Source organism: Allosediminivita pacifica, assembly GCF_003054175.1.
Classification (GTDB): domain Bacteria; phylum Pseudomonadota; class Alphaproteobacteria; order Rhodobacterales; family Rhodobacteraceae; genus Allosediminivita; species Allosediminivita pacifica.
The window spans coordinates 19,781-41,841 of record NZ_QBKN01000022.1 but is presented as its reverse complement, the minus strand read 5'-3'; the positions used below and the strand labels follow the sequence as shown (position 1 = coordinate 41,841).

The 22,061-nt window shown below is 68.0% G+C and carries 16 protein-coding genes; 6 read left to right on the top strand and 10 right to left on the bottom strand.

Annotated elements, in window-relative coordinates; all coding sequences use genetic code 11:
• Position 1: 1 nt before the first annotated feature.
• From C8N44_RS16220 to C8N44_RS16205, 4 genes are all read right to left on the bottom strand, one after another.
• Entirely contained in the window at positions 2–8,788 is an 8,787-nt protein-coding gene (locus C8N44_RS16220; RefSeq protein WP_107977829.1) for a hypothetical protein, read from the bottom strand.
• A gap of 175 nt (positions 8,789–8,963) precedes the next feature.
• Positions 8,964–9,713, bottom strand: coding sequence for an SDR family oxidoreductase (locus tag C8N44_RS16215; RefSeq protein ID WP_107977828.1), 750 nt, complete (start codon positions 9,711–9,713; stop codon positions 8,964–8,966).
• Positions 9,713–10,639 carry a dihydrodipicolinate synthase family protein gene (locus C8N44_RS16210; RefSeq protein ID WP_107977827.1) on the bottom strand — a complete coding sequence of 309 codons (927 nt, stop codon included), beginning with the start codon at positions 10,637–10,639 and terminating at the stop codon, positions 9,713–9,715. Before C8N44_RS16210 ends, C8N44_RS16215 begins: the two co-directional genes overlap by 1 nt.
• 41 nt (positions 10,640–10,680) lie before the next feature.
• On the bottom strand, positions 10,681–11,457 hold the full coding sequence (locus C8N44_RS16205) for a LamB/YcsF family protein (protein ID WP_107977826.1): 777 nt from the start codon (positions 11,455–11,457) through the stop codon (positions 10,681–10,683).
• Positions 11,458–11,580: 123 nt separating this feature from the next.
• Here C8N44_RS16205 and pxpB point away from each other — a divergent pair, with 123 nt between their 5' ends.
• The 6 genes from pxpB to C8N44_RS16175 are packed head-to-tail and all read left to right on the top strand — an operon-like array spanning position 11,581 to position 16,099.
• A complete protein-coding gene (gene pxpB / locus C8N44_RS16200) occupies positions 11,581–12,339 on the top strand; it encodes a 5-oxoprolinase subunit PxpB (RefSeq protein WP_107977825.1) in 759 nt (252 codons plus the stop codon).
• Positions 12,336–13,391 (top strand): 5-oxoprolinase subunit C family protein, encoded by a 1,056-nt coding sequence (locus C8N44_RS16195; protein ID WP_107977824.1) that lies wholly within the window; start codon positions 12,336–12,338, stop codon positions 13,389–13,391. The genes pxpB and C8N44_RS16195 overlap by 4 nt, the downstream gene beginning before the upstream one ends.
• On the top strand, positions 13,388–14,053 hold the full coding sequence (locus tag C8N44_RS16190) for a GntR family transcriptional regulator (RefSeq protein ID WP_107977823.1): 666 nt from the start codon (positions 13,388–13,390) through the stop codon (positions 14,051–14,053). Before C8N44_RS16195 ends, C8N44_RS16190 begins: the two co-directional genes overlap by 4 nt.
• A complete protein-coding gene (locus C8N44_RS16185) occupies positions 14,050–15,009 on the top strand; it encodes an NAD(P)-dependent oxidoreductase (RefSeq protein WP_107977822.1) in 960 nt (319 codons plus the stop codon). Before C8N44_RS16190 ends, C8N44_RS16185 begins: the two co-directional genes overlap by 4 nt.
• On the top strand, positions 15,006–15,641 hold the full coding sequence (locus C8N44_RS16180) for a GntR family transcriptional regulator (RefSeq protein ID WP_107977821.1): 636 nt from the start codon (positions 15,006–15,008) through the stop codon (positions 15,639–15,641). The genes C8N44_RS16185 and C8N44_RS16180 overlap by 4 nt, the downstream gene beginning before the upstream one ends.
• A 44-nt stretch (positions 15,642–15,685) precedes the next feature.
• Positions 15,686–16,099 (top strand): VOC family protein, encoded by a 414-nt coding sequence (locus C8N44_RS16175; RefSeq protein WP_107977820.1) that lies wholly within the window; start codon positions 15,686–15,688, stop codon positions 16,097–16,099.
• Positions 16,100–16,179: 80 nt separating this feature from the next.
• On the opposite strand, the gene C8N44_RS16170 is transcribed toward C8N44_RS16175, so the two are convergent.
• Genes C8N44_RS16170 through C8N44_RS16150 form a run of 6 tightly spaced genes read right to left on the bottom strand, consistent with a single transcriptional unit; the run spans position 16,180 to position 22,056 of the window.
• Positions 16,180–17,391 (bottom strand): M24 family metallopeptidase, encoded by a 1,212-nt coding sequence (locus tag C8N44_RS16170; protein ID WP_107977819.1) that lies wholly within the window; start codon positions 17,389–17,391, stop codon positions 16,180–16,182.
• Positions 17,388–17,882 (bottom strand): M20/M25/M40 family metallo-hydrolase, encoded by a 495-nt coding sequence (locus C8N44_RS23660; protein WP_210204174.1) that lies wholly within the window; start codon positions 17,880–17,882, stop codon positions 17,388–17,390. Before C8N44_RS23660 ends, C8N44_RS16170 begins: the two co-directional genes overlap by 4 nt.
• A complete protein-coding gene (locus C8N44_RS23655; RefSeq protein ID WP_210204173.1) occupies positions 17,879–18,610 on the bottom strand; it encodes a M20 family metallopeptidase in 732 nt (243 codons plus the stop codon). The genes C8N44_RS23660 and C8N44_RS23655 overlap by 4 nt, the downstream gene beginning before the upstream one ends.
• Complete coding sequence (locus C8N44_RS16160; protein ID WP_107977818.1) at positions 18,607–20,295, bottom strand: dipeptide ABC transporter ATP-binding protein; 1,689 nt, start codon at positions 20,293–20,295, stop codon at positions 18,607–18,609. Before C8N44_RS16160 ends, C8N44_RS23655 begins: the two co-directional genes overlap by 4 nt.
• Positions 20,295–21,113 carry an ABC transporter permease gene (locus tag C8N44_RS16155; protein WP_107977817.1) on the bottom strand — a complete coding sequence of 273 codons (819 nt, stop codon included), beginning with the start codon at positions 21,111–21,113 and terminating at the stop codon, positions 20,295–20,297. Before C8N44_RS16155 ends, C8N44_RS16160 begins: the two co-directional genes overlap by 1 nt.
• Positions 21,106–22,056, bottom strand: a complete 951-nt coding sequence (locus C8N44_RS16150) for an ABC transporter permease (protein ID WP_107977816.1) — start codon at positions 22,054–22,056, stop codon at positions 21,106–21,108. The genes C8N44_RS16155 and C8N44_RS16150 overlap by 8 nt, the downstream gene beginning before the upstream one ends.
• Positions 22,057–22,061: the final 5 nt, after the last annotated feature.

The window sequence follows — 22,061 nt, the reverse complement described above, 5'->3', positions numbered from 1 at the left end:
GTCAGAAACCCTCCAGGTCGAGCATCAGGGGCCGGGCGCGCATCTGACGGCGTCCGGTGATCTGCCCGTCGCTCGTGTCGAAGATCAGTTGGAAGCTCGCGGGATCGGCGCCCGCCGGGATCGGTGTCACCGGCCGGAGCAGCACCCGCGTGGCGTTGCGGTTGATGCGCGTCACGCGCAGCTCAGTGCCGCCGTAGCGTCCGCCGCGCAGCCGGCAGCGGTCGGCGATCACGACCTCGGTACCCGAGATCACATGGGCCACGCGGTTCAGCGGTTCCAGCGCGTCCACCAGGAAGGCCACCGTCGACAGCGTGCCGCCGCCGTCCTGTTCCCAGATCTGGAAGAGACGGGCCTGGTCCTGCGGAAGGCCGAGCGTGCCGAGGCCCATGGCATTCATCGCCTCGTCGAAGAGACGGTCCGAGGGCGGCTGCGCGCCCCTGGGTGTGGCGGGGGCCGGGACGGGTGGTAGGGTCGCGCCGGGCTCGAGGATGAGCTCAGCCGCGGGGGTGGGCTGCACGCCGCCGTCGGTGTCGCAGCCGATCGCCTGGATCATCTCGGTCGGATTGGCGTAGCGCGAGGTGCGGAAGTTGGCGGCACTGACCATGATGCGGTCGGTACTGTTGCCGCTGCGCACGGCCCAGAGGTTGGCGTCGTAGAAGACGTCCGGCTCCAGCGGGTAGACCCCGGCGAGCGTGGTGCCGCCGACCGGGCGCTCGCTGTCGATGCAGGGCGCGTCGCGCACGGCCTCGGTGATACGCTGCTCGGCGGGCGTCATGAATTCGCGCGGGATGCTGAAGGTCCCGACCGTGCCCGCGAGCGGGATCGCGGCGGCGGTCAGGAGCGTGCCGCCGGACTTCGGTTCGGGATCGGTGCGGCGCACCTCGATCTCGAATTCGCGGTTGTAGCGGTCCATGAGGTTGGCGACGTGATCCTGCGCAAAGTGGAAGACCACCGGATCTTCGGTGAAATGCGCGATGGCGCCGGTTTCCGGAGCGCTCGCCGCGAGGTAGCGGTCGAGGTCGCGCGGATCGAAGAGGTGTTCGTTCGGGCCGTCCTGCCGGGTGGGGATCGCCGTGTTTTCGGCGGCCGTCCGGAAGCGGAAGGCCTGCATGGTGCCGGGCTGCCAGTCGCCCGCGGGCGGGGTCTGCGGGGGCTGTTCGTCCTCGCGTTCGCTGAGCCAGGACTGGAACTCCCAGTCGACCTCGATGCGGTAGACGGTATCGGGGTCGAGCAGCACCGGGCGGCCGCCGTCGGTCGGGTCGGAATTGTCGAGCGTGTCCTCGATCTCGTCCCGGATGACCTCGTCGGTGGCGTGCCAGCGGGCCGCGCGGTCGTCGATGGCGCAGAGGCCGATGAAAGTGACGTCCTGCCCGGGGGTGCGGGTGAGCACGCGGATCTCGTCCACTGACTCGGGCGCAGCCGGCATGGTGTAGCGGACCACGTGGCAAGTCGAGCCATCCTCTTGCGGATGCGAGGAGATGATCTCGGGCGCCCATGCGGTGCCGCTGCCACCCTCGGAGCGCGTGCGGCCCAGCACCTCGGGAAGGGTGGCTGCCCCAGCGCGTATCAGCGCACAGGTCCCGACGTCTGTGCGCAGATCGCGGATGACCGTCGGACTGCCGTCGCGGCGTGCCTCGGTGGGGCCCGTCTCGCGCAGGCAGACCTCGCCAAGGGCGCCCGCGCCCTTGGCGCGGACCATGATGCGGGCGATGGCCTCGGCCTTGAGGGTGAGACGCAGGTCGGTGCCGGCGGACTCGCCCCCTTCGCCGGCGATCCTGCGGCCCTGACCGTCGAAGGCGTCGACCTGGTAGGCGGCGCCCTTGCGGACCAAGAGGTGCAGGCGGACGTGGTTGGCTGTGCGCGACAGGCCGATCTCGAGCCCGGCTTCGCCGAACGCCAGCGCAGCGGGCTGGTCGTTGCGGGCCGGCAGGGCCTTGAGGGTCTTTTCGTTGCGCGGATCGCTGAAGGTGAGACCTTCGAGCGCGACGTCGGCGCGGGCGCCGACGACCTTGGCGCGGGAGAGCGCGATGCAGCGGTTGGCCGGGCGAAGCATCGTGCCCGCGCGGCAGCAGAGGCGATAGAGCACCGCTTCGTTGGCGCTGCCGGACAGGGTGATGCGCACGATGGGCGCCTGACCCGAGAGGCGCAGAACGAGGGGTTTCTTCTGGTCGGTGCCCGAGGTCGAGGCGACATCCTTGCCGTCGGCCCCGAAGCCCACGGCCTTGATCGGCCCGCCGAAGAGCATGACGTGAAGCTCCACGTCCAGACAGCCCTCGGGCAGGGTCAGGGTGAGCCCGCTGTCGGGGATCAGAAGCTCCGCCCGACCGTCGCGGCCCGAGCGCGGGGTGCCCGTGGTGTCGGCCTGATCGGCGAGGCGGATCGGAGTGCCGCGCGCGGCAGGGCGGATCACGAGGCCGTCGACCGTGGCCTCGGCCCGGCCTTCGAGGGTGCGCGGCAGGTCGTCGAGGTCGATGCAGCGCGCGGTGCCGCCGTCGGTCTTGCCGACGCAGCAGAGCCGGTAGAGGAAGGCCTCGCCAGAGCCGCCCTCGATCACGACGCTGACCATGGGGGTGCTTGCCTCGAGCACGATGGTATGGCCCACGTCCTGCGTTGCGGGAGACCCGGCGGTTGCGACGGTGTCGCCGGATGCATCGAGGCCCGAGACCTTGACCGCGCGGGCGCCGAGCACCACCGAGACCTCGATCTTGGTACAGCCGCGCGGCAGCGTGATCCGGGCGCCTTTCGGGGGGAGCTGGATGTCGCCCAGCCCGTCCTGACCGAAGCCGCCGGGGGCCGCCGCGTCGACCGCGTCGCGGAGTATGAAGCGCTCGGAGGGATCGAGGGTTTCGAAGGTGGCGCCGTCATGGGTGAACTGCGGCGCGTTCACCACGTTGTTGCTGAGGCCCTTGAACTCGATGCAGGCGCGCGGGTCGCCGGTCGGCACGTCGCCCGGCCGCTTGCAGCAGACGCGGTAGAGATGGAAGGCCTTGAGCCCGTCGGTGAGCATCTCGACGCGCAGGATCCCGCTGGCGGACTCGAGGATGGCGAGTGCGGGGCGGTTGATGGGCGTCTCTATGATCTCGTCGGTGGTGCTGCCGTCGGCGTGGTGCACGCGTAGAAGCAGGCGTCCGTCCGAGGGCTTGAACCAGTGAAGTTCGAGCAGGTGACAGGGGCGCTTCAGCGTGAGCGTCGCACCGGGGTTCGAGACCAGGACATCGGTCTTGCCGTCGCTGCCGAATTCGGGCTGGACGGCGTTGGAGATATCGATCCGGTCGGTGGCCTGCAGCGTGTTGCGACGGGTGGCGTTGGGGCTCTGCTGGGCGGTCAGCACGAAGGGGGGCAGGTCGAAGCTTTCGGCCCGCTGGCCGAAGGCGAGGTCCTCGAACTCGTAGCAACCCGATCCGGTGCCGCCGCCTTCGCCGCTGTCGCAGACCAGAAGCGTCAGCACGCCCATGCGCACGGCGCGGTCAAGCTCGATCCGCCAGGGCAGGGCGAGCGGGACCAGGGTGCCGGAGCTTTCGGCGCGGACCAGGCGGGGCAGGCGGAAGCCGTCGCTGGCAAGGCCCGTGGCAAGGGCGGTGGCGGGCACCGGGCGGATCACGCCCGGTTCGAAAAGCGCGCCCGTGGCACCGACCAGCGAGACCAGATCGCTGTCCGTCACCTCGTCGCTGCCCACCTGCAGGAAGGCGCGGGAGACGCCCTGAAAGTTGCTCGGGTAAGGGCCCGGTGGCGGGCCGAGGCGGCGCAAACGGCTTGCGGTCGAGGATAGCGTGCGGACCTCGCCGCCGCGCAGGCAGGCTTTGCGCGGGGGTGGCACGCGTTCGCAGACACGGCGCACGATCTCGGCCGGATCGCCGGGCTGGCCTTCGCCGCCGTCGGCCGTGCTCTGGGCCCAGGCCCAGGGTTCGCGGTTGAGAAGCTGCAGGCTCGTGACCTCGGCGCCCGAGGGCAGCGGGGTGGTGTCACCCGACGTGTCGTCGGCGGGCCGCGCGGGCGGATGGGTCCAGGTGGAGAGCAGCGGATCGCCGGAGGGATCGGTGACGGGCGCGTTGTCGGCGTCCCGCACCAGCCGCACGTCGAGAAGGCGGTAGGTGTAACGCAGGCGGTTGGAGCCGAACCAGCGTTCGCCGGCGGGCGTCTCGCCGGGGTCGAACTGGTGGCCGGCGGGGATCGCATCCTCGATGAAATGGCGGAAGTTCAGGACGGGGACCGTGTCGGGCCAGACGGTGTGATTGTCCTCGGGGGCGACGCCCTGGTTCTGGGACTGGCCGTCGACCTCGACGAAATCGTAGATCGCCGCGCCCTGCGGTGCGCCGGTTGTGGCCATGCCGGTGACGCGATTCAGCCGGTCTGTTAGGCTGATGGAGTCCACGGGCGGTTCGGGATCGGGTGTCTCGAACTCGGCGGCGCTGCCGAAGTCGAGCGTGATGCAACCCTCGACCGTGAAGAAGAAGAAGTCGACCGAGGCGCAGAAGCGGGCTTCCTCAAGCGCCGCGACGGCGTCTCCGTCGGGAGGATTGTAGTAGCTGACGACGATGGCGGCATCGACCGAGGCCGAGACGATCACGAGGTCGAGCGAGCCGCGCAGGTAGAGCCCGCCCTTGATGAAGAGCGGGTCGGTGCCCATTCCCACGTAGATCGCGCCCGAGACAGAGAGTTCGAGCGGGCCGGCCTTCCACTCGAACCCGGCCCCGGCGCCGAAGCCGATCGAGAAGCCGTCGAAGTTCCAGTCCTTGTTCGGGCCGAAGTTCGGCAGGCCGCCACCCTCGACCATGAGGAAGGACCAGACCTCGATGTCGAGCGTGCCGGGCAGGAAGGTGATGGTGACCGGCTCGCCCGAGCGGCCGGGACCGTTGTCGCTGCCGATGCGGACGTAGGTGTTGCCGCCCGCGCCGGGGAAATGGGCGCCGAAAGGCAGCTTGAGCTCCAGAAGCTTGGGGATCTTGTACGTTGCCGAGACGGCGACGGTGACGGCGTCTTCGTTGATGACGACAAGGCCCGTGATCGAGGCGCTCTGACCGTCCTTCTTGTCCTTGGCGGTCTTGTCGGGGATCGACAGGATGTTGACCTCGACGCCGAATATGACCTCGACGTCGGGAAATGCCACGACCACCATGCCCGTCGCGGAGAATGAGAACGATGCGTCGGGCAGGGTGCCGACGACGACGCCCACGCCGAAGGCGTACTGGCCCTTTTTCGGCGCGTACTTGTCCTCGGGGTCCTTGCGCCACCAGCCGATTTCGCGGGCGACAACGTCTTCGGTCTCGGCCACGTCGCGAGCGCCGTTGATGACCACCTGGCCGATGAAGCCGTGGATGGCGATGGGCAGGGGCCCGAGCGGGATGCCGCCGGGGAACTGCACGCGCCCGTAGAGGCTGAGGAAGAGCGAGGGGGCGAAATCGGGCGGGTCGTCGGGGATGCCCACGGCCAGCGCGACCGAGGCGCGGCATTGCAGCGGGATCAGCGTGGCATCGACCCCGGCCTTGAGGATGCCGTTGTCCTCGATCTTGATCCGGCCTTCGCCCTTGATCGTGGCGGGGATATCGACCGCGGCCTTGAGCCCGCGAAGCGAGAATTCGGGGCCGCCGTCGAGACCGCCGTTGGCATCGGTGTTGAAGGTGACGCGGATTGTGGCTTCGGTGACCTCGACCACGCCGATGTCGATGGCCACGGCCAGCGTCGGTTCGAACCAGAGCGAACCGGTGCCCATCTTGAACTCGGTGATCCGCAGCAGTCGGCCAAGCGGGCCGTCGATCTTCCACAGGCCGGAATCCTCGATCGACATGGACTTGCTGGTCTGGGCCAGGCCGATCTTGTCGATGAGCGGGGCGTCGGGATCGGTGTTGTCGAACTCGACGCCCACGTCCGTGTATTTGATCTTCATCGGCTGGTTGGGGTCGGTGCGCAGCCCGAGCGAGCCCGCGTTGACGTGCAGCGTGTTCGTGTAGTCGGCGGTGACCATGATCTTGTAGGACTGGAGCGGGTCGGCGATGGTCTTGGTCTGCGCCTTGGCCTGAAGCTTTGTGAAGGCGGACATGGAGCCCGGGCCGATCAGAGGTCCGTCCCCGAAATCTGCACCGGCAAAGCCGGTGATCGTGGCCAGCGCGCCGAGGCGGACGCCGGATTCCACCGCGTCGGTGTCGAAGTCGATGCCCGAGGCCAGCATGGGCCCGAAGCTAAGCGCAGCCACCAGGTTGGGCTGCTCGATATCGAAGAGGCCCTCGGGGTCGCCCTCGGACTTGATGCCAAGCAGGAACTCGGTGAAGCCGGTCAGATCGTCGTAGACCCATTTTCCGTAGACGGTCAGCACCTCGCTCGTGGTGCTGATCCCGTCGTCACCGGAGGGGGTCCAAGCGTATTCGAACTCGGCGAGGTTGGGGACGATGTCCTCCCACCCGGAGAAACGCGGGCGGTCCCAGCCGAGCTTGAGCAGGACGCGGTAGTCGGCGCGCGCATCGTCGTTGTCGGCGGGCAGCACGTCGCGTCCCGTTGCGGGCACTAGGATCAGGCGGCGGGTGGGGGCGACGGCGGACGAGGTCTCGCGTCGCGCGGCGTCGGAGGAAGTACCGCCGACAGCGTAGATGTCGACGCGGCGATAGCTCACGCGGATCTCTTCGCGGACCGGGTCGGGCGGGTTGCTGCGGAGCCCGTTGCCCAGGCCGTCCTTGGGCCAGCTGCTGCGGTCGACGACCGCGGGGTTCTTGATGAGCCGTCCCGAGGCTTCGGCCTCGTCGGGTTCGATCAAATCACGCGTGGCCGCATCGAGCGCGCCGATGCCCTGTTCCTGGTGTTCCTCGATCGCGGCCGTCACCGCGGATTGGGATCCGGCTGGCGTGGTCAGCAGGCGCACCCCTTCGTCCCGGCGGCGGCCGGCGAGGTCGATGTTGTAGTCGTTCTTGCCCACGTCGTCGCAACGGCCGATCACCACGAACTTGCCGCCGGAGTAGTTGGAGGCCCAGGCGAGGAGGCTTTCGTGCAGGTTGCTGCCGTGGTCGTTGAAGGGGCGCTTGTCGCCCCAGACGCCGTCCGTGCTTTCGTCGAACTCGAAGATGACCTGCACGTGGCGGTCCTCTTCGAAGCCGGCCGGCGTGCCGCCTTCGAACACCGCCACCTCGGCGATGGTGCCGGAGGGGATGTCGACGGTGGCGCCGCTGATCGCGCCCATGGCGTTGGCGCCGTCGAGGCGACCGTGTTCGTGGAAGGCGGCGAGGTCGTAGACCCCGAGGATCGCGGCGGGGGCCACGGGGGCCGTGGGGGTGCTTGCCTCGAAGACGCCGTCCTCGCAGCCGATGTAAAGCAAACCGTCGAGGGGATCGCGCAGGCGCAGCCGGAGGCGGGTTTCCGAGGTCTCGGAGCCGGTCTGACGCAGGCGGATCATGTGCAGGCCGCGCGCGTCCGAGGGCAGCGTCAGGGCAAGGCTTGTGCCGCTGCTGTCGATGCCGAGCGTCTCGGAGTGCCATTCGAAGGTCGCGGCAGGATCGGCGGGACTGGCGGCGGCCTCGAGCGTGATCTGGGTCAGCGCGTCGATGGGGCCGTTGAGGTCCACTACGTTGGCAAGCCGTGTGCCCGCGAGGGTCACGGAGATCCCGGGCGCGGTGCCGCTTGCCACCATGCGGACGGTGAACTCGGGCTTGCGGCGCTTGTCGTCGTCACCCGGACCAAGAACCTCGATCGGCGTGATGCGGATGACGTCGCCGTGGCGGACCGTTCCGGTGGCGTTGTCGCCGGTCTGTTTGGCGCGCCCGGGAAACTTGAACTCGGCCTCGTAGTCGAGAATGGCGCTGCCGGGGGGCGGGGCCGGGACGGCGAGAGAGGCGGTGAGCTCGACGAGTTCGCCGGGTTCGGCCTGAATCTCCAGCGTGCCCTCGTCGAAGTCAAAGCCCGAGGTGATGTCGGCCCCACCCTGGGTGAAGGCGAAGGTGGCGGGGTTCAGCGGCGAGGCGCCGAACTGGACCTCGATCTCGGCCTGGAGCCCGAGCGGGTCGCCGATCAGCAGGTCACGGACCGAGAGCGAGAAGCCGCCTTTGCCGAGCGCGTTCGAGGGGCAGTAGACTGCCACTTCCTCGATGGCGAGGCCGACCCAGTCGGCGGACTGGCCGCGTTCCAGGACAAAGGCGGGAGAGAATTCCTCGGAATAGTCGAAGAGGACATTCTTGACGGTGAGGCCGAACTGGGAGCTGCCGATCAGCACGTGCGGCGGGGCGAGCGTGACGTTGGTCACAGCGCCCATGAGGGCGTCGGGGATCAGCGGATCGCCACCGCCTGTCGCGTCGATGAAGCGGGTCACGACCGGCTGGTCGGAGGCGCGCCGCTCGAACCGCAGGGCAGCAGAGCCGACGATGGCAGCGGGCGGATTGCCGGTTTTCGGGGAGAGGTGGCGGGGCGTGGTGCCGCTTTCGGGAATGAAGTCGGCGGCGACGAGACCGTCGAGTTCAAGTTCGAACTCGCCCAGCATGAGGTCGAGCTGCCAGGACTCGGCGCCCGGTTCCATGTCACCGGTCGCGGCGGCGCGCCGGAAGGACAGGCGGAACGGCACGCCGGTGGTGATCATGGGGATCTTGAGCTTGCCGAAGGGGAGGTCGAAGGCTTCGACATCCTGTCCGGCGACGGCCACGTCGAGGCTCTGGAGGCGCCCGGTGTGGATGATGGCCTCGGGGCTCGTGCGGCTTTGGAGATCCAGCGCGACGAAGCGTTCGACAAAGCGCGAGACCGGGGCAGGAAGCGCCTGGTTGACGCGATCAATCGCGTCGAAAAGCGATACCAACGGAACGCCGGCAACCTGAGGCATAATCCACCTCTTGTTGAGAAATAATTTTGGGGAAAGACTCGGTAAAACTACTCAACTCAGAGTAGCTCGATGCCGAAAGATCTGGCAAAAGAAAATTCTGTCAGGTCGGGTATTCCGGACGTCGGCCGTCCGGTGTGGCACCGCCGGTCCGGACGCCGGCGATGCCCCGTGGGGATCAGAGACCCCGGATCATTCCGCCGTCCACGCGCAGCATGGAGCCTGTCACATAGGCCGCCTGCGCGGAGCAGAGGAAGGTCACGACCGAGCCGAATTCCTCGGGCTTGCCGTAGCGGCCAGCGGGGATGGTCTTGCGGCTGGCGTCCTGCACGTCCTCGAGCGAGGCGCCGGTCTTCTCGGCCTTGATGCCGTCGAGCTGCGCCAGGCGGTCGGTCGCGATGCGGCCGGGCATGACGATGTTGACCGTGATGCCGTCGCCGGCCACCTCTTCGGCGAGCGTCTTGGACCACCCGGCGATGGCACCGCGCACGCCGTTCGACAGCGCGAGGTTGGGGATCGGCTGGACGATGCCGGACGATCCGATGGTGACGATCCGGCCCCAGCCCTTCGCGGTCATGCCCGGAAGCGCTGCGTCGGTGATGCGGAAGATCGGCGCGGCCATGGCCTCGAAGGCGGCCTGCCAGGCGGCGGCGCTCTGACCCTTGGCGGGCCCCGCGGCGGGACCGCCGCAGTTGTTTACCAGGATGTCGACCGGCTGGTCCTTCAGTCGCGCCACGAGGGCATCGACGCTGGCGACGTCGGCGAGGTCGAGCTTGACCCCTTCCATGCCCTCGCCCGGGGCGGTGCCGCTGCGCGAGGCAGCGATGACGGTGGCGCCTTCCTCGGCCAGAAGTTTGGCACTGGCGGAACCCAGTCCGCGGCTTGCGCCGAGTACTAGTGCGGTCTTTCCCTTGAGTCCCAGGTCCATCAGTTCAGCTCCTTCAGTCGTTTTTCCTGCCGGGCGACGAGGCGATCCACCTCTGCCACGGCCTCGGGGGTGAGCGGTGCGCCGGGGGCGCGCAGGGCGGGCGATGCGATGGCGCCGCGCTGCGCCAGCACGTGCTTGCGCACGGCAAGCCCGGCGCCGGGCTGCTGCTCGTAGCGGACGAGCGGCAGGTAGGCGTCGAAGATGTCCTGCGCGCGATCCTGATCGCCGGAGGCTGCAAGGCGCACCACATCGGCCAGCATTTCGGGGTAGCCGAAACCGGTCATGGCTCCGTCGGCGCCGCGGGCGACCTCTTCGGGCAGGAAGACGCCGCCATTGCCGCAGAGGACCGAGATCCGGCGGCGGCCTTCGGCCTCGGCGCGGCGCAGCTTGGTGATCTTGGACAGGCCCGGCCAGTCCTCGTGCTTGAGCATGACGACTTCGGGAATATCGTCGATGATGCGGCCAAGCACCTCGTCCGAGATGTTCACCCCAGTCGAGAGCGGGAAGTCCTGCAGCACGATGGGCACGCCCACGCCGAGCGTGCGGGCGACCTGCGCGAAGTAGCCGTGGATCTGCGGGTCGGTCTTGAGGCTGCCGGGGGTCGTGACCATGCAGCCGGCGGCGCCCATGTCCATGACGGCCTTGCCCAGTTCGCCGATGGCGGCGAGCCCGGGGGCCGAGACGCCGACAACGACGGGCTTGTCGCCCGCCCGCTTGATGACGCGCTCGGCGACGGCGCGGCTTTCGGCCTGCGTAAGCTTGGGCGCCTCGCCCATCATGCCGAGGATGGTCAGCCCGTCCGCGCCCTTGTCGAAGTAGAAGTCCACGACGCGGTCGAGACTGTCGAAGTCGATCTCGCCCTTGTCGGTGAAGGGGGTGACGGAGATGACGAAGACGCCCTTGGCGTCGGATGTCAGCAGGGGCATGGCCTGGTCCTTGTGTGGTATGTCGAGTGGCGGGCTCGGTATCAGCGTCCGGGTCCGGCGAAAGGGGCGATGGTGACGCCATTTTCCTCAAGTCGCGCGCGCAGGGCGGCGGCGATGCCGGGAGCGCCGGGCGTGTCGCCATGGATGCAGAGCGTCGCGGGTTCGACCTCGAGACGCTTGCCGCCGGTGGTGGGGATGCGCTTGTTCAGCACCATTTCGAGCACCTGATCGGTGTTCCGTGCGATGTCGTGGATGACGGCGCCGGGTTCGGTGCGTGGAGTCAGTTCGCCCGCGTCGGTGTAGCTGCGGTCGGCGTAGATCTCGCAGGCGACGGTAAGCCCGGCCTTCTCGGCCGCGGTGAAGGTCTCGGAGTAGGGCAGCGAGACATAGACCAGCGATGCGTCCACAGCAGCAACGGCGCGCACGCAGAGTGCGGCAAGGTCGGGGTCGGTTGCGGCCATGTTGCCCAAGGCGCCGTGCGTCTTGACGTGCGTGATGTGATGGCCCTCGACCTCGGCCATGCCCTGCATCGCGACGATCTGGTAGATGAGCTGTGCCTCGAGATCCTCGGGGCGTTCGCCCGAGATGCGACGCCGCCCGAAGCCGTAGAGATCCATGAAGGAGGGGTGCGCTCCGACGGCGACACCCGCCTTGCGGGCAAGTCTTATGGTGCGGCGCATCACCGAGGGGTCGCCGGCGTGAAAGCCGCAGGCAACATTTGCGGTGGTGACGGTTTCGAGCATCCTGGCATCGTCGCCGACGGTATAGGCGCCGAAGCTTTCGCCCATGTCGCAGTTCAGATCGAGAGTGACCGGCATTCGCTTTCTCCCCGCTTTCGTGTGGGCCAGCGTTTCCCTGGAAAGGACACCGACCCGGGTGATTGCATTCCGGATACTGTTGGAATACTGAAAACACAAGGACGGCGAAGAGGGTTTTCCGGGATGAGCGGGCAGGGGCCAGAGCGGTGCGAGGGAACGGCGCAGAGGCCGGTCTTTCTGCCTGTGGGCGAGGCCGCGATCTCGGTCCAGTTCGGCACCCGGATCGACGAAGACGCGAACCGTCGGGTCATTGCCCTCGCCCGCGCCCTGGATGATGCGCCCGTCGAAGGGGTGCTTGAATGCGTGCCGACCTACAGGTCGCTTTTGGTCACCTACGATCCGGGACATGTGCGCGGCGCCGTGCTGGAAGCGGAGCTTGAAGCGCGCATAGGGGCGCTGGAGATCGGCGCGGACATCGGTCGGACGTGGCGGGTGCCCGTGGTCTACGGCGGTGATATCGGGATGGATCTGGGCGCGCTGGCCCAGGACAAGGCGATGAGCGAGGCCGAACTCGTGGCGCTGCATTCGGGGGCGGACTACCGCGTCTACATGATCGGTTTCGCACCGGGCTTTGCCTATCTCGGCGGTCTGCCGGAGGCGCTTCATACGCCGCGGCTGGCCACACCGCGCCAGTCGATCCCGGCGGGCGCCATCGGCATCGGCGGGCAGCAGGGCAGCATCAACTCGGTCTCGGGTCCCTCCGGGTGGCGGTTCATCGGCTGGACGCCCTGGCGCGCCTTCGACCCGAAGCGGGAGGTGCCGTTCCTGTTCTCGGCCGGAGACAGGATCCGTTTCGTCCCTGTCGCCGAGGACGAGGGCGCCGCGATCGCGCGGGGTATTGCATCGGGCGAAATTACCCCGGCGCCCGAGGGCGACCGATGAGTCTCGAAGTCCTGTCCTGCGGTCCGATGCTGTCGGTTCAGGATCAAGGCCGCCTTGGTCACAAGCGGTTTGGTGTGCCCGCCGCCGGAGCGATGGACCGCCCCGCCATGGATTTCGCGAACGCGCTCTGCGCCAATGCACCCGGGGCGGCGACGCTGGAGTTCACCGGGTTCGGCGGCAGCTTCCGGGCCGGGCGCGACTTGCGCCTCGCGGTGACCGGAGGGGCGTGCGATGTCCGTTTCGGAGACCGGGTGATGCCGGCTGGGCAGTCCCACGCGGTCAAGGCCGGAGAGGTCGTGAAGATCGGCGCGCTGGAGGGTGCGACCTGGGGATATGTCGCCGTTTCGGGCGGGATCGCCGTGCCCGAGATGCTGGGGGGGCGCGCAACACACCTGCGCTTTGCGATTGGCGGTCTGGAGGGACGTGCACTGGCCGCCGGGGACGTGTTGCCGCTTGGTGAGGATGATCCCGGGCAGCCCTGCCTCCGGCCGCGTGTTCCCGTCTACCGCCCCGGGGCGATCGCGCCCGGCACACCGGTTCGCGTCGTTCCCGGGCCGCAGGACGACTACTTCGATCCCGAGGTTCTGGATCGTCTGACCTCGGGCATCTTCGAGGTCACGCGACAGCGCGACCGGATGGCCATGGTGCTGGACGGGCCGGACCTGCCCGCGGCTGGCGGGCACGACATCGTCTCGGACGGGATCGTGCCGGGCGCGATCCAGGCGCCCGCCTCGGGCCGGGCCGTCGTGCTCATGGCCGACGCGCAGACCACCGGGGGCTATCCCAAGATCGCCACGGTGCTGTCGTGCGATCTGCCGCGGCTGGCCCAGATGCCGACCGGTACGGAACTGCGCTTCGAAATTGTCGGTCGCGACGCTGCCGAGGAGATCGTTCTGGAAGAACGGGCGCGGGTTGCCGAGGTGCTGGGGGGGCTGGTACCGGACGTGGCGGGGGCGCTCAGCTCGGAATTCCTGCTGGCGTGCGACCTGGTCGGGGGCATCGTGGCGCCCGAGGAAGTCATGGGCCATGACCTGGCGGAGGATCACCAATGAGCGGACAAAGCCTTTCGCAGACCGCCTATCGCGAACTGATCCGCCGGATCCTCGAGGGAGAGCTGAAGCCCGGCGACACGCTGCAGGAGTCGCGACTTTGCACGGATCTCGGCATGTCACGGACGCCGGTGCGCGAGGCCATTGCCCGCATCCGCAGCGAGGGGCTTGCCGAACAGTCGGGCCGCTTCCTTCGCCTTCGCCGGATCGGGTCGGAGGAGATCGAGGAGATCTTTTTCTTGCGCCGGACGCTGGAGCCCTCGGCCATCCGTGCGGCGACGGGGCGCATCCTGCCCGAGGAACTCGACGGCCTTGAGGATGAGGTCCGCGCGCTGATGCGCGGTGGGCCGGGCAAGGATGACCTGCAGTGGCACGTCGACCGGACGTTTCACGGCACCATCGCCATTGCCGCCGGGAACCCCGCCGTCGCCAAGGTCATCCACGACCTGCACATGCGGACCTGCATCTTCGATCACCGGGTGGTGCCCGAGCGGTTCGAGCTCGGCTGCCGCGAGCACCTTGGCATGATCGACGCGATGCGGCAGGGCGATGCCGATGCGGCGTCGGCGCAAATGGAGGCGCACCTCTCCCATGCGCGCGACGCGATCTTCGAGCACCTCGACGAGGTCCCAGCCACCGCCAGCGAAAAGGCGCCGTCCGAATGAAATGTCTGATCGTCCAGCCCGTCCATGAAGAGGGTCTCGCGCTGCTGCGCCGGAACGGGATCGAGCCCGTTTTCTGCGAGACGCCGGATGCCGAGGGTATCGCGCGGGCGGTGCCGGGTTGCGATGCGGCAATCACGCGGGATGCCGGTTTTCCGCGCATCGCCTTCGAGGCCGCCGACCGGCTGCGGGCGGTCGTGGTGCATGGCACAGGCCACAACGCCGTCGACAAGGAGGCCGCCATCGAACGCGGGGTTCTTGTCGCCAACACGCCCGGCGCCAATGCCCAGTCGGTGGCGGAATTGACGCTCGGGCTGGCACTGGCGCTCGCTCGAGGGGTGCCCGCCGCCGACCGCTGGGAGCGTAAGGGACGGCGAGGATTCCGCGAGTCGATCAGCTTTTCCGAACTTTCAGGAAAGACGCTGCTGGTTGTCGGGTGGGGCAATATCGGCGGGCGCTTCGGGCAGATGGCCTCGGCGGCCTTTGGCATGCGGGTGCTCGTCCACTCGCCCTCCGCGCGGGATACCGGCGGGTTCGAGAAGGTCGGCAGTCTGGAAGACGGGCTGGCGCAGGCGGATCTCGTGACCCTGCATGCACCGGTCCGACCGGAGACGCTGCACATGATCGACGCTGCAAGCCTGGCCGCGATGAAGCCCGGCGCGCATCTCGTGAACGTGGCCCGCGCCGAGCTAGTGGATGAGATGGCTCTGGCCGAGGCCCTGCGCAGCGGCCACCTTGGTGGTGCTGCGCTCGACGTCTACAGCCACGGTGCGGCGCAGGGGCCGCTTGCCGCGTTTTCGAACGTGATTTTCACGCCCCATCTTGGCGGGACCACCGAAGAGGCCCTGCGTCGCGTCGCGGTGGGCGCGGCCGGCCACGTGGTCACGGCGCTGAACGGGGGGGTGCCGGAGACAGTGGTGACCCCTGTCGAGGGCGCCATGCGGAAGGCCAAGGCATGAGTGCCGCCACGCTTTCGGATACCGCCTACGAGAAGATGCGCGACGACATCACCTCGGGTCGCATCCCGGGCGAGACGGTGCTGTCGGAACGTGCACTGACCGAGACGCTGGGGGTGTCGCGCACACCGCTTCGGGTCGCGCTGTCGCGGCTCGAGAAGGAAGGCATGATTGACCGGCTGAACAACGGCGTGGTGCTGGTGCGGTCGGTCTCGGTGGAGCAGCTGTTGCAGATCCTCCACCTTCGGCGCCAGCTTGAGACCGCCGCCGCGCGGCGCGCGGCGCGGAACGGCCAGACCGCCCCCCTCAAGGCATCGCGTGACAGGATGCAGGCGCTGGCCGAGGGCACGGAGGTGACGTTTGATGCCTTCTGGCAGGACGACGGCGCGTTTCACCGGGCCGTGGCCGAGGCGGCGGGCCTGACGATCCTGCCCGCCATCCTCGACGAGCAGCGCGGCATCGCCCGCCGGTCGGCGCTCACGCGCGCCAACGACAGCTTCGTTGTTCAGGCCGCCGAGCACGTGGCCATCGCCGACGCGATCACCGCGCGCGACGAGGAGGCGGCCGCCACGCTCATGGCGGATCATTTCGAAAACGTGCGCGCGCGCTTTCTGGGGTCCTTCACCGGGACCTGAGGCGCGCACGCAGAGCAGAGATCACCAACAGAAACGGACCAGACATGAAATCCCTCTTCCACCTCGCCATCCATGTGACCGACCTCGACGAGACACGCGCCTTCTACGGCGACGTACTTGGCTGTTCCGAGGGGCGCTCGACCGACACATGGGTCGATTTCGACTTCTTCGGCCACCAGCTGTCGTTTCACCTCGGTACACCTTTCAAGACAACGCGCACCGGCAAGGTCGGCGATCACATGGTGATGATGCCCCACATGGGCGCCGCGCTGCACCTGGATGACTGGAAGGCACTGGCCGAGCGGCTCGAGGCCAAGGGCGTGGAGTTCGACATTCCCCCGGTGATCCGCTTCGAGGGCGAACCCGGCGAGCAGCGGACGATGTTCTTCTTCGATCCCTCGGGCAATCCGATCGAGATCAAGGGTTTCGCGGATTTCGACGGTCTTTTCGCCTCCTGACGCTGAAAAGCGGAAACCCCCGGCCGGGGACTGGCCGGGGGTTTCCTGCCCTGCACGGGACCCGAGGACAGGGAAATTCCTCAGGCCGACCAGAGTTGCAGGGGTAGCTCGCTGAAGGTTTCCACGCCGCGGCCGTCCTCGCCGATGGCGAAGGTCTGACCAACGCCGGCTACGAGCCCGGTTTCGGTGTCCGGGATCATGATGTGCACGAAGAAGACCATGCCCGGTTCGAGCACCAGCGGGTTGCCGGTGTAGATCATTGGCGGCACGTCCATCCAGGTGGGTTTGAAGGTGCAGCCGAGCGCGTAGCCGCAGGCCGCATAACGCGCCTTGGCAAAACCCGCGCCGTCGAGGACGCGCCGATGGATGTCGTCGAGCGTGCCCAGCTTTTCGCCGGGGACGGCCGCTTCCTTGATGCGCTCCAGTGCCTCTATGGCGACGCCCATCTGGCTGAGCTGCCGGGGGTCGGTGCGTCCCACCGAAACCGTGTGCTCGATCACCACGTGGTAGCGACACGCCGAGCCCGCGAGTTCGATCAGCACCTGGTCGTCCTCTTCTACCCGGCGGGGTCCGCCGATGCCACGTCCGAAGAGGGCGCGCGGTCCCACGTTGACCAGCGGGCCGCCCGAGGGCATGTCGGCGCCGGCGCCGAGCATGGCGGTGACGGCGGCGCCGGAAAGGGCGGTGTCGAAGGCGCCGGGCCTCGCGGCCTCGATTGCCGCCATGGTGGCCGCATCGGCCAGCTTGCCGGCGGCACGGGTGTAGTCGAGTTCCAGCGGCGATTTCACCAGCCGCTGTGTGCGCACGATGTCCGATGCGTCGTCCAGCGTGCAGAACCCGTCGAGCGCAGCTTCGACCCCGCGCCAGTTGGCGGCGGTCAGGCCGTAGGTCGCGAGTTCGACGCCCAACTTGCGGCCCGCAAGGCCCATCTCGCTCAGCAGGTGGCGCAGTTCGACCGCCGGGTCGATGTCCTCGGCGTTGAGCCAGATCCGTACGTCGTCGTAGAGCGAGTTGACCTCGGCCTGGCGCTTGTCGGGTGTCCGGGTCAGCAAGGTCAGCGGCGCGTCGGCGGCGGTGACGATGCCGACCTGGAAGAAGACGTAGCCGGCGGTGTCGAAGCCGGTCAGGTAGAAGTGGCTTTCCTGCGCGAAGACCAGCATGGCGTCGAGGCCGCGCTGCGCCATGATCTGCCGGGTGCGCGCGATCCGGGCCCGGTATTCGCTTTCGGGAAAGCGGAGCGAGACTGTGCCGTTGGCGCTAATCCCGGCGTACTCGGTCGCAAGATCCGTCATTCGACCTCGCAGATGTCGCAGATGGTCAGCAGGTAGAGCCGGATGCAGTCGAGGTAGTCGGTGATCTCGACCCGTTCGTCGGGCATGGTGTTGTATTTGCCGCCCGGCCCGCAGACCACGCCTTCCATGCCGCCGTGCTCGAAGAGATGACCGGCATCGGTGCCGAAGAAGCCCGGCGGGGTGATCGCGCCAGTGGGCTGCTTCTGACCGCGGAGGCTCTCGTAAGCGGCGTTGAGCGCGGTGACGATGCGGCTGGCCTTGTCGACTTCGAAGGCCGGCATGATCGGGCGGCCGTCCGAGACCTCGGTCCGCACAGCCGCCTTGAGGCCGGGGAAGCGGGCTTCGAGTGCCTCGAGCTCACGGCGCATGTCGGCGAGGGCGTTTTCCTCGGTCTGGCCCGGGCCGTAGCGGCCCGAGCCCTTGAGGCGCACGAAATCGGCCACCTGCGGAGGGCGCCATTCGTGCAGATCGCGGCCGAGCGCGCCGTTCATGACACCACGTGCACGCGGTTGATCGAGCGGTGTTCCTCGCTCGGAGCGTCCGAGAAGGTCATCTCGGTCAGGCGCGGGACGAGATCGCAGGCGGCGAGGATGGCGTCGACGGCGGCTTCGCGCTTCGACAGGTGTCGGGTCACACCCTCGAGCTCGATCACGAAGGTGAAGGCCGCGGCGTGCATGGTGATGGCCTGCAGGTCCGAGGGCTCGGAATTGATGAAGTAATCCGCCCGCAGCCCCGATTTCACCGCCGCAAGCGTGCCGACGCCGCCCTGCAACTCGCCGATGACGAAGGTCAGGATCACGTCGCCCTTGAGCCGGACGCCGTTGCGGATCAGTGTTTCGACTGCGCAGAGGTAGGCTGCGTCGCCCGCCTTCATGTTCGACACGCCGATGCCGTAGATGAAGTCGTCGTCGATCTTTGCTTCCCATGGATCGACGGTCCATCCCTCGGTGGCCGGGTTGGTGTCGAGGTGGCCGTTGAAGAGCAGGCTCTTGCCGCCGCCGGTGCCCTTCCAGACGCCGATGGCGTTCACGCGGTCGCCTTCGACCGGCATGAGGTAGGCTTCGTCCAGGCCGATCTCCTGCATGATCTCGACCATGCGTTTCGCCAGGACCTGTTCGCCCTCCGTCTCGGAGTAGCTCTTGTGCTGCACCATTTCCGCGAGGCGGGACAGGCAGTGCGGGGCGTCGATGCCCTCGGCGAGGGCTTTGGGGTCGCTCATGTCAGGCTTTCCATCGGGTCGGCGCTCAGATCGACGCTGTGCGGCACCGGCACGGCGTCGAGCAGGGCGCGTGTGTAGGGGTGACGGTCGGGGGTTCCGGCGTCGGCGACGTCGAAGGCATCGACCAGCGCGCCACGCTGGAAGACCACGATGCGGTGCGCCAGCTGACGGATCAGGTTGAGGTCGTGGGTGATGAAGATGCAGGCTGCACCGGAGCGCTTCTGCAAGTTGACCAGAAGCCGCGCCACCGCCGCCTGCACCGAGACGTCGAGCGCGGCTGTGATCTCGTCGCAGATCACGAGCTTGGGCTCGGCGGCGAAGGCGCGGGCGATGGCCACGCGCTGCTTTTCCCCGCCAGAAAGCTGGTGGGGATAGCGGTTGGCGTAGTCGGCGGGCAGCAGGACCATCTCGAGCAGTTCGCGCACCCGGGCCGCGACCCGGCCCCTGGAGACGAGGCCGTAGAGCTTGAGCGGGCGGGAAAGAATGCCGCCGATGGTCTCGCGCGGGTTGAGGCTGGCGTCGGGGTGCTGGAAGACAATCTGCACTTCGCGGCGGTATTGCCGGTCGAAGTCATCCCGCGAGGGGAAGGTGCGCCCGTCGAAACGAATCTCGCCCTCGTAGGGATTGAGGCCGGTCGCCGCCTTTGCGATGGTCGATTTGCCCGATCCGCTTTCGCCCACGATGCCCAGAAGTTCGCCGGGCCGCACGTCGAGGCTGATGTGTCGGGCGCCCCAGAGTGGCGCCGCGTTGCTGTCGAGAATGCGCGTCAGCCAACCGGGCGTGTTGTATTTCACGCCGACATCGCGCGCCTCGAAAAGCGGTGCGTCGGTCTCGGGGGCGGGCAGGGCGAGCCGATCCTCGGGGCGAGGCAGGGCCGCCAGAAGCTTGCGGGTGTAGGGGTGTTCAGGCGCGGCGAAGACCTTCGACAGGTCGCCACGCTCGACGATGCTGCCCTTGTGGATCACCGAGACCGTGCTGGCGATCCGTGCCACCAGCCCGAGGTCATGGGTGATGTAGAGCGCGGCAACGCCGGTCTCCTCGCGCAGGCGGACGAAGAGGTCGAGGATCTGGTTGGCCGTCAGGATGTCGAGCGCGGTGGTGGGCTCGTCGAAGATGATGAGCTCGGGATTGCAGGCAAATGCCATCGCGATGACCACGCGCTGCTTTTCGCCGCCCGAGGCCTCGTGCGGGTAGCGCTGCATCATCTCTTTCGGTTTGGCGATGCCGGTGCGATCGAGCGCCGCCTCGCCCTCGGTGCGGGCCTGATCCCATGTCATGCCGCGGTGGCGTACAAGCACCTCGGCCAACTGATCGCCCAGGCGCATCGACGGATTGAGCGAAGAAGAGGGGTCCTGGAACACCATGGCGATGCGCTTGCCGCGCAGGGCTTCGAGGTCCCAGCGGCTCTTGCCGATCATGTCCTCGCCCGACAGCAGGATGGCGCCGTTCGTGTCGCGGGCGTTGTCGGCCATGTAGCGGGTGATGGCCCAGGCGAGGGTGGACTTGCCCGAGCCGCTTTCGCCGACAAGCGCGTGGGTCTCGCCGCGCCAGATCTTGAGCGACACGTCGTCGAGCGCGGTGACCGGCCCGGCCTCGGTGTCGTAGAGCATCGAGTAATGGCTGACGTCGAGCACCGGGCGCTCGATCTTCGACCCGGCATCGTCGGTTCGGATGCGGTTGCTCATCAGTGCGACCTTTTCGGATCGAAGGCGTCACGCAGCGCGTCGCCGAAGAGGTTGAAGCCCATGGCCGTGATGGCGATGGCGAGGCCGGGGACGGCGACGCACCACGGGTTGCGGAACATGAACTGGCGGGACTCGGCGACCATGAGGCCCCATTCGGTCGAGGGCGGCTGCGCGCCGAGCCCGAGAAAACCGAGCGTTGCGCCGATCATGATGGCGAAACTCACGCGGATGGTAGCCTCGACGATGATCGGACCCAAAGCGTTGGGCAGAACCTCGCGGCCGACGATCCAGGACTGGCTTTCTCCGCGGGCCTGCGCCGCCAGCACGTATTCGCGGGTCCTCACCGACAGGACCGAACTTCGCGCGATACGCGCCATGCCCGGGGTGAAGGTCACGGCGACCGCGAGCATGGCCTGCGTCGTGCCGCCGCCGAGGAAGGTGACGATCAGCAGGGTGAAGAGCAGCTCGGGCATGGCGAGCATCCCGTCGAGGATGCGCATGATGATGCTGTCGGTGCGCCCGCCGGCGACACCGGCAATGACGCCGATGATCGAACCAACGCCGACACCCAGAAGCGTCGCACCGAGGCCGAAGGCCACGGTGGAGGGAGCACCGTTCAGCATCCGCGAAAAGAGGTCACGTCCATACTGGTCGGTGCCAAGCCAGTGCTGCAGGCTCGGTCCGGCGAGGCGGTTGATCGGATCGAAAGCCTGCGGATCGTAGGGCGCCACCCATGGCCCGAAGACCGTGACGAAGAACACTATGGCGAGCAGGACCGTGCCGATGAGACCGGTGGGGGATTTCAGGATCTTACGCATAGCGCACCCGCGGATCGAGCTTGGCGATCACGACGTCGGCCAGCAGGTTGGAAAGTGCGTAGACCACGGCAAGCAGCAGGGTGACCGCCTGGATGACAGGCAGGTCGCGGTTCTGCAGGGCGTAGATCAGCAGCCGCCCGAGACCGGGCCAGGCAAAGATCTCTTCGACCACGATGATGCCGCCCAGCAGGTAGCCGATGTCGAGCGAGATGACCGCCACCGCAGGCGCGAGCGAGTTGGGCAGGGCATGCCGCCGGATCACGCGCTTTTCGCGAAGGCCCTTGAGCCGCGCCGCGCGGACGTAGTCGGAAGAGAGCACCTCGGAAAGCTCCGAGCGCACCTGGCGCGAGATATGCGCCATGAGGATCAGGCCCAGGGTTGCCGAGGGCAGGATCGCGTGTTCGAGAAAGCCCCCGAAATCCTCGGTCGGCGAGACGAAGCCGCCGGCGGGCAACAGCTGTCGGGCCGGATCGGCGAAGAAGACCAGCAGGAGTGTCGCGGTGACGAATTCGGGCAGGGCCGTGCCCACGTAGGACAGCAATCCGATCAGGAGATCCCAAACGCTCCCGCGGCGCAGGGCCGCGAGAGTACCGAGAGGGATGGCGATGATCGTGACGCTGACAAGCGCGATGGCCGCCAGCGCCATGGAGTTCCAGAAAGCGTCGCCCACCACCTGTGCCACGGGGAGCTGCAACCGCAACGAGGTGCCGAAATCGCCCTGAAGCACGCCACCGACCCATTGGAAGTACTGGGCGATGAGCGGCTGATCGAGGCCGAGCTGGCGTTCGAGCGCAGCGAGATTCTCGGCCGAGGCATTCTCGCCGAGGATCATGAGCGCGGCGTTGCCGGGCAGGACCGTCGTGATCGAGAAGACCGCGACGCTGACGATGCAGAGCACCACCAGCACCGCGCCGAAGCGGCGTAGGAAGTAGGCGAGGCTCACCGGTC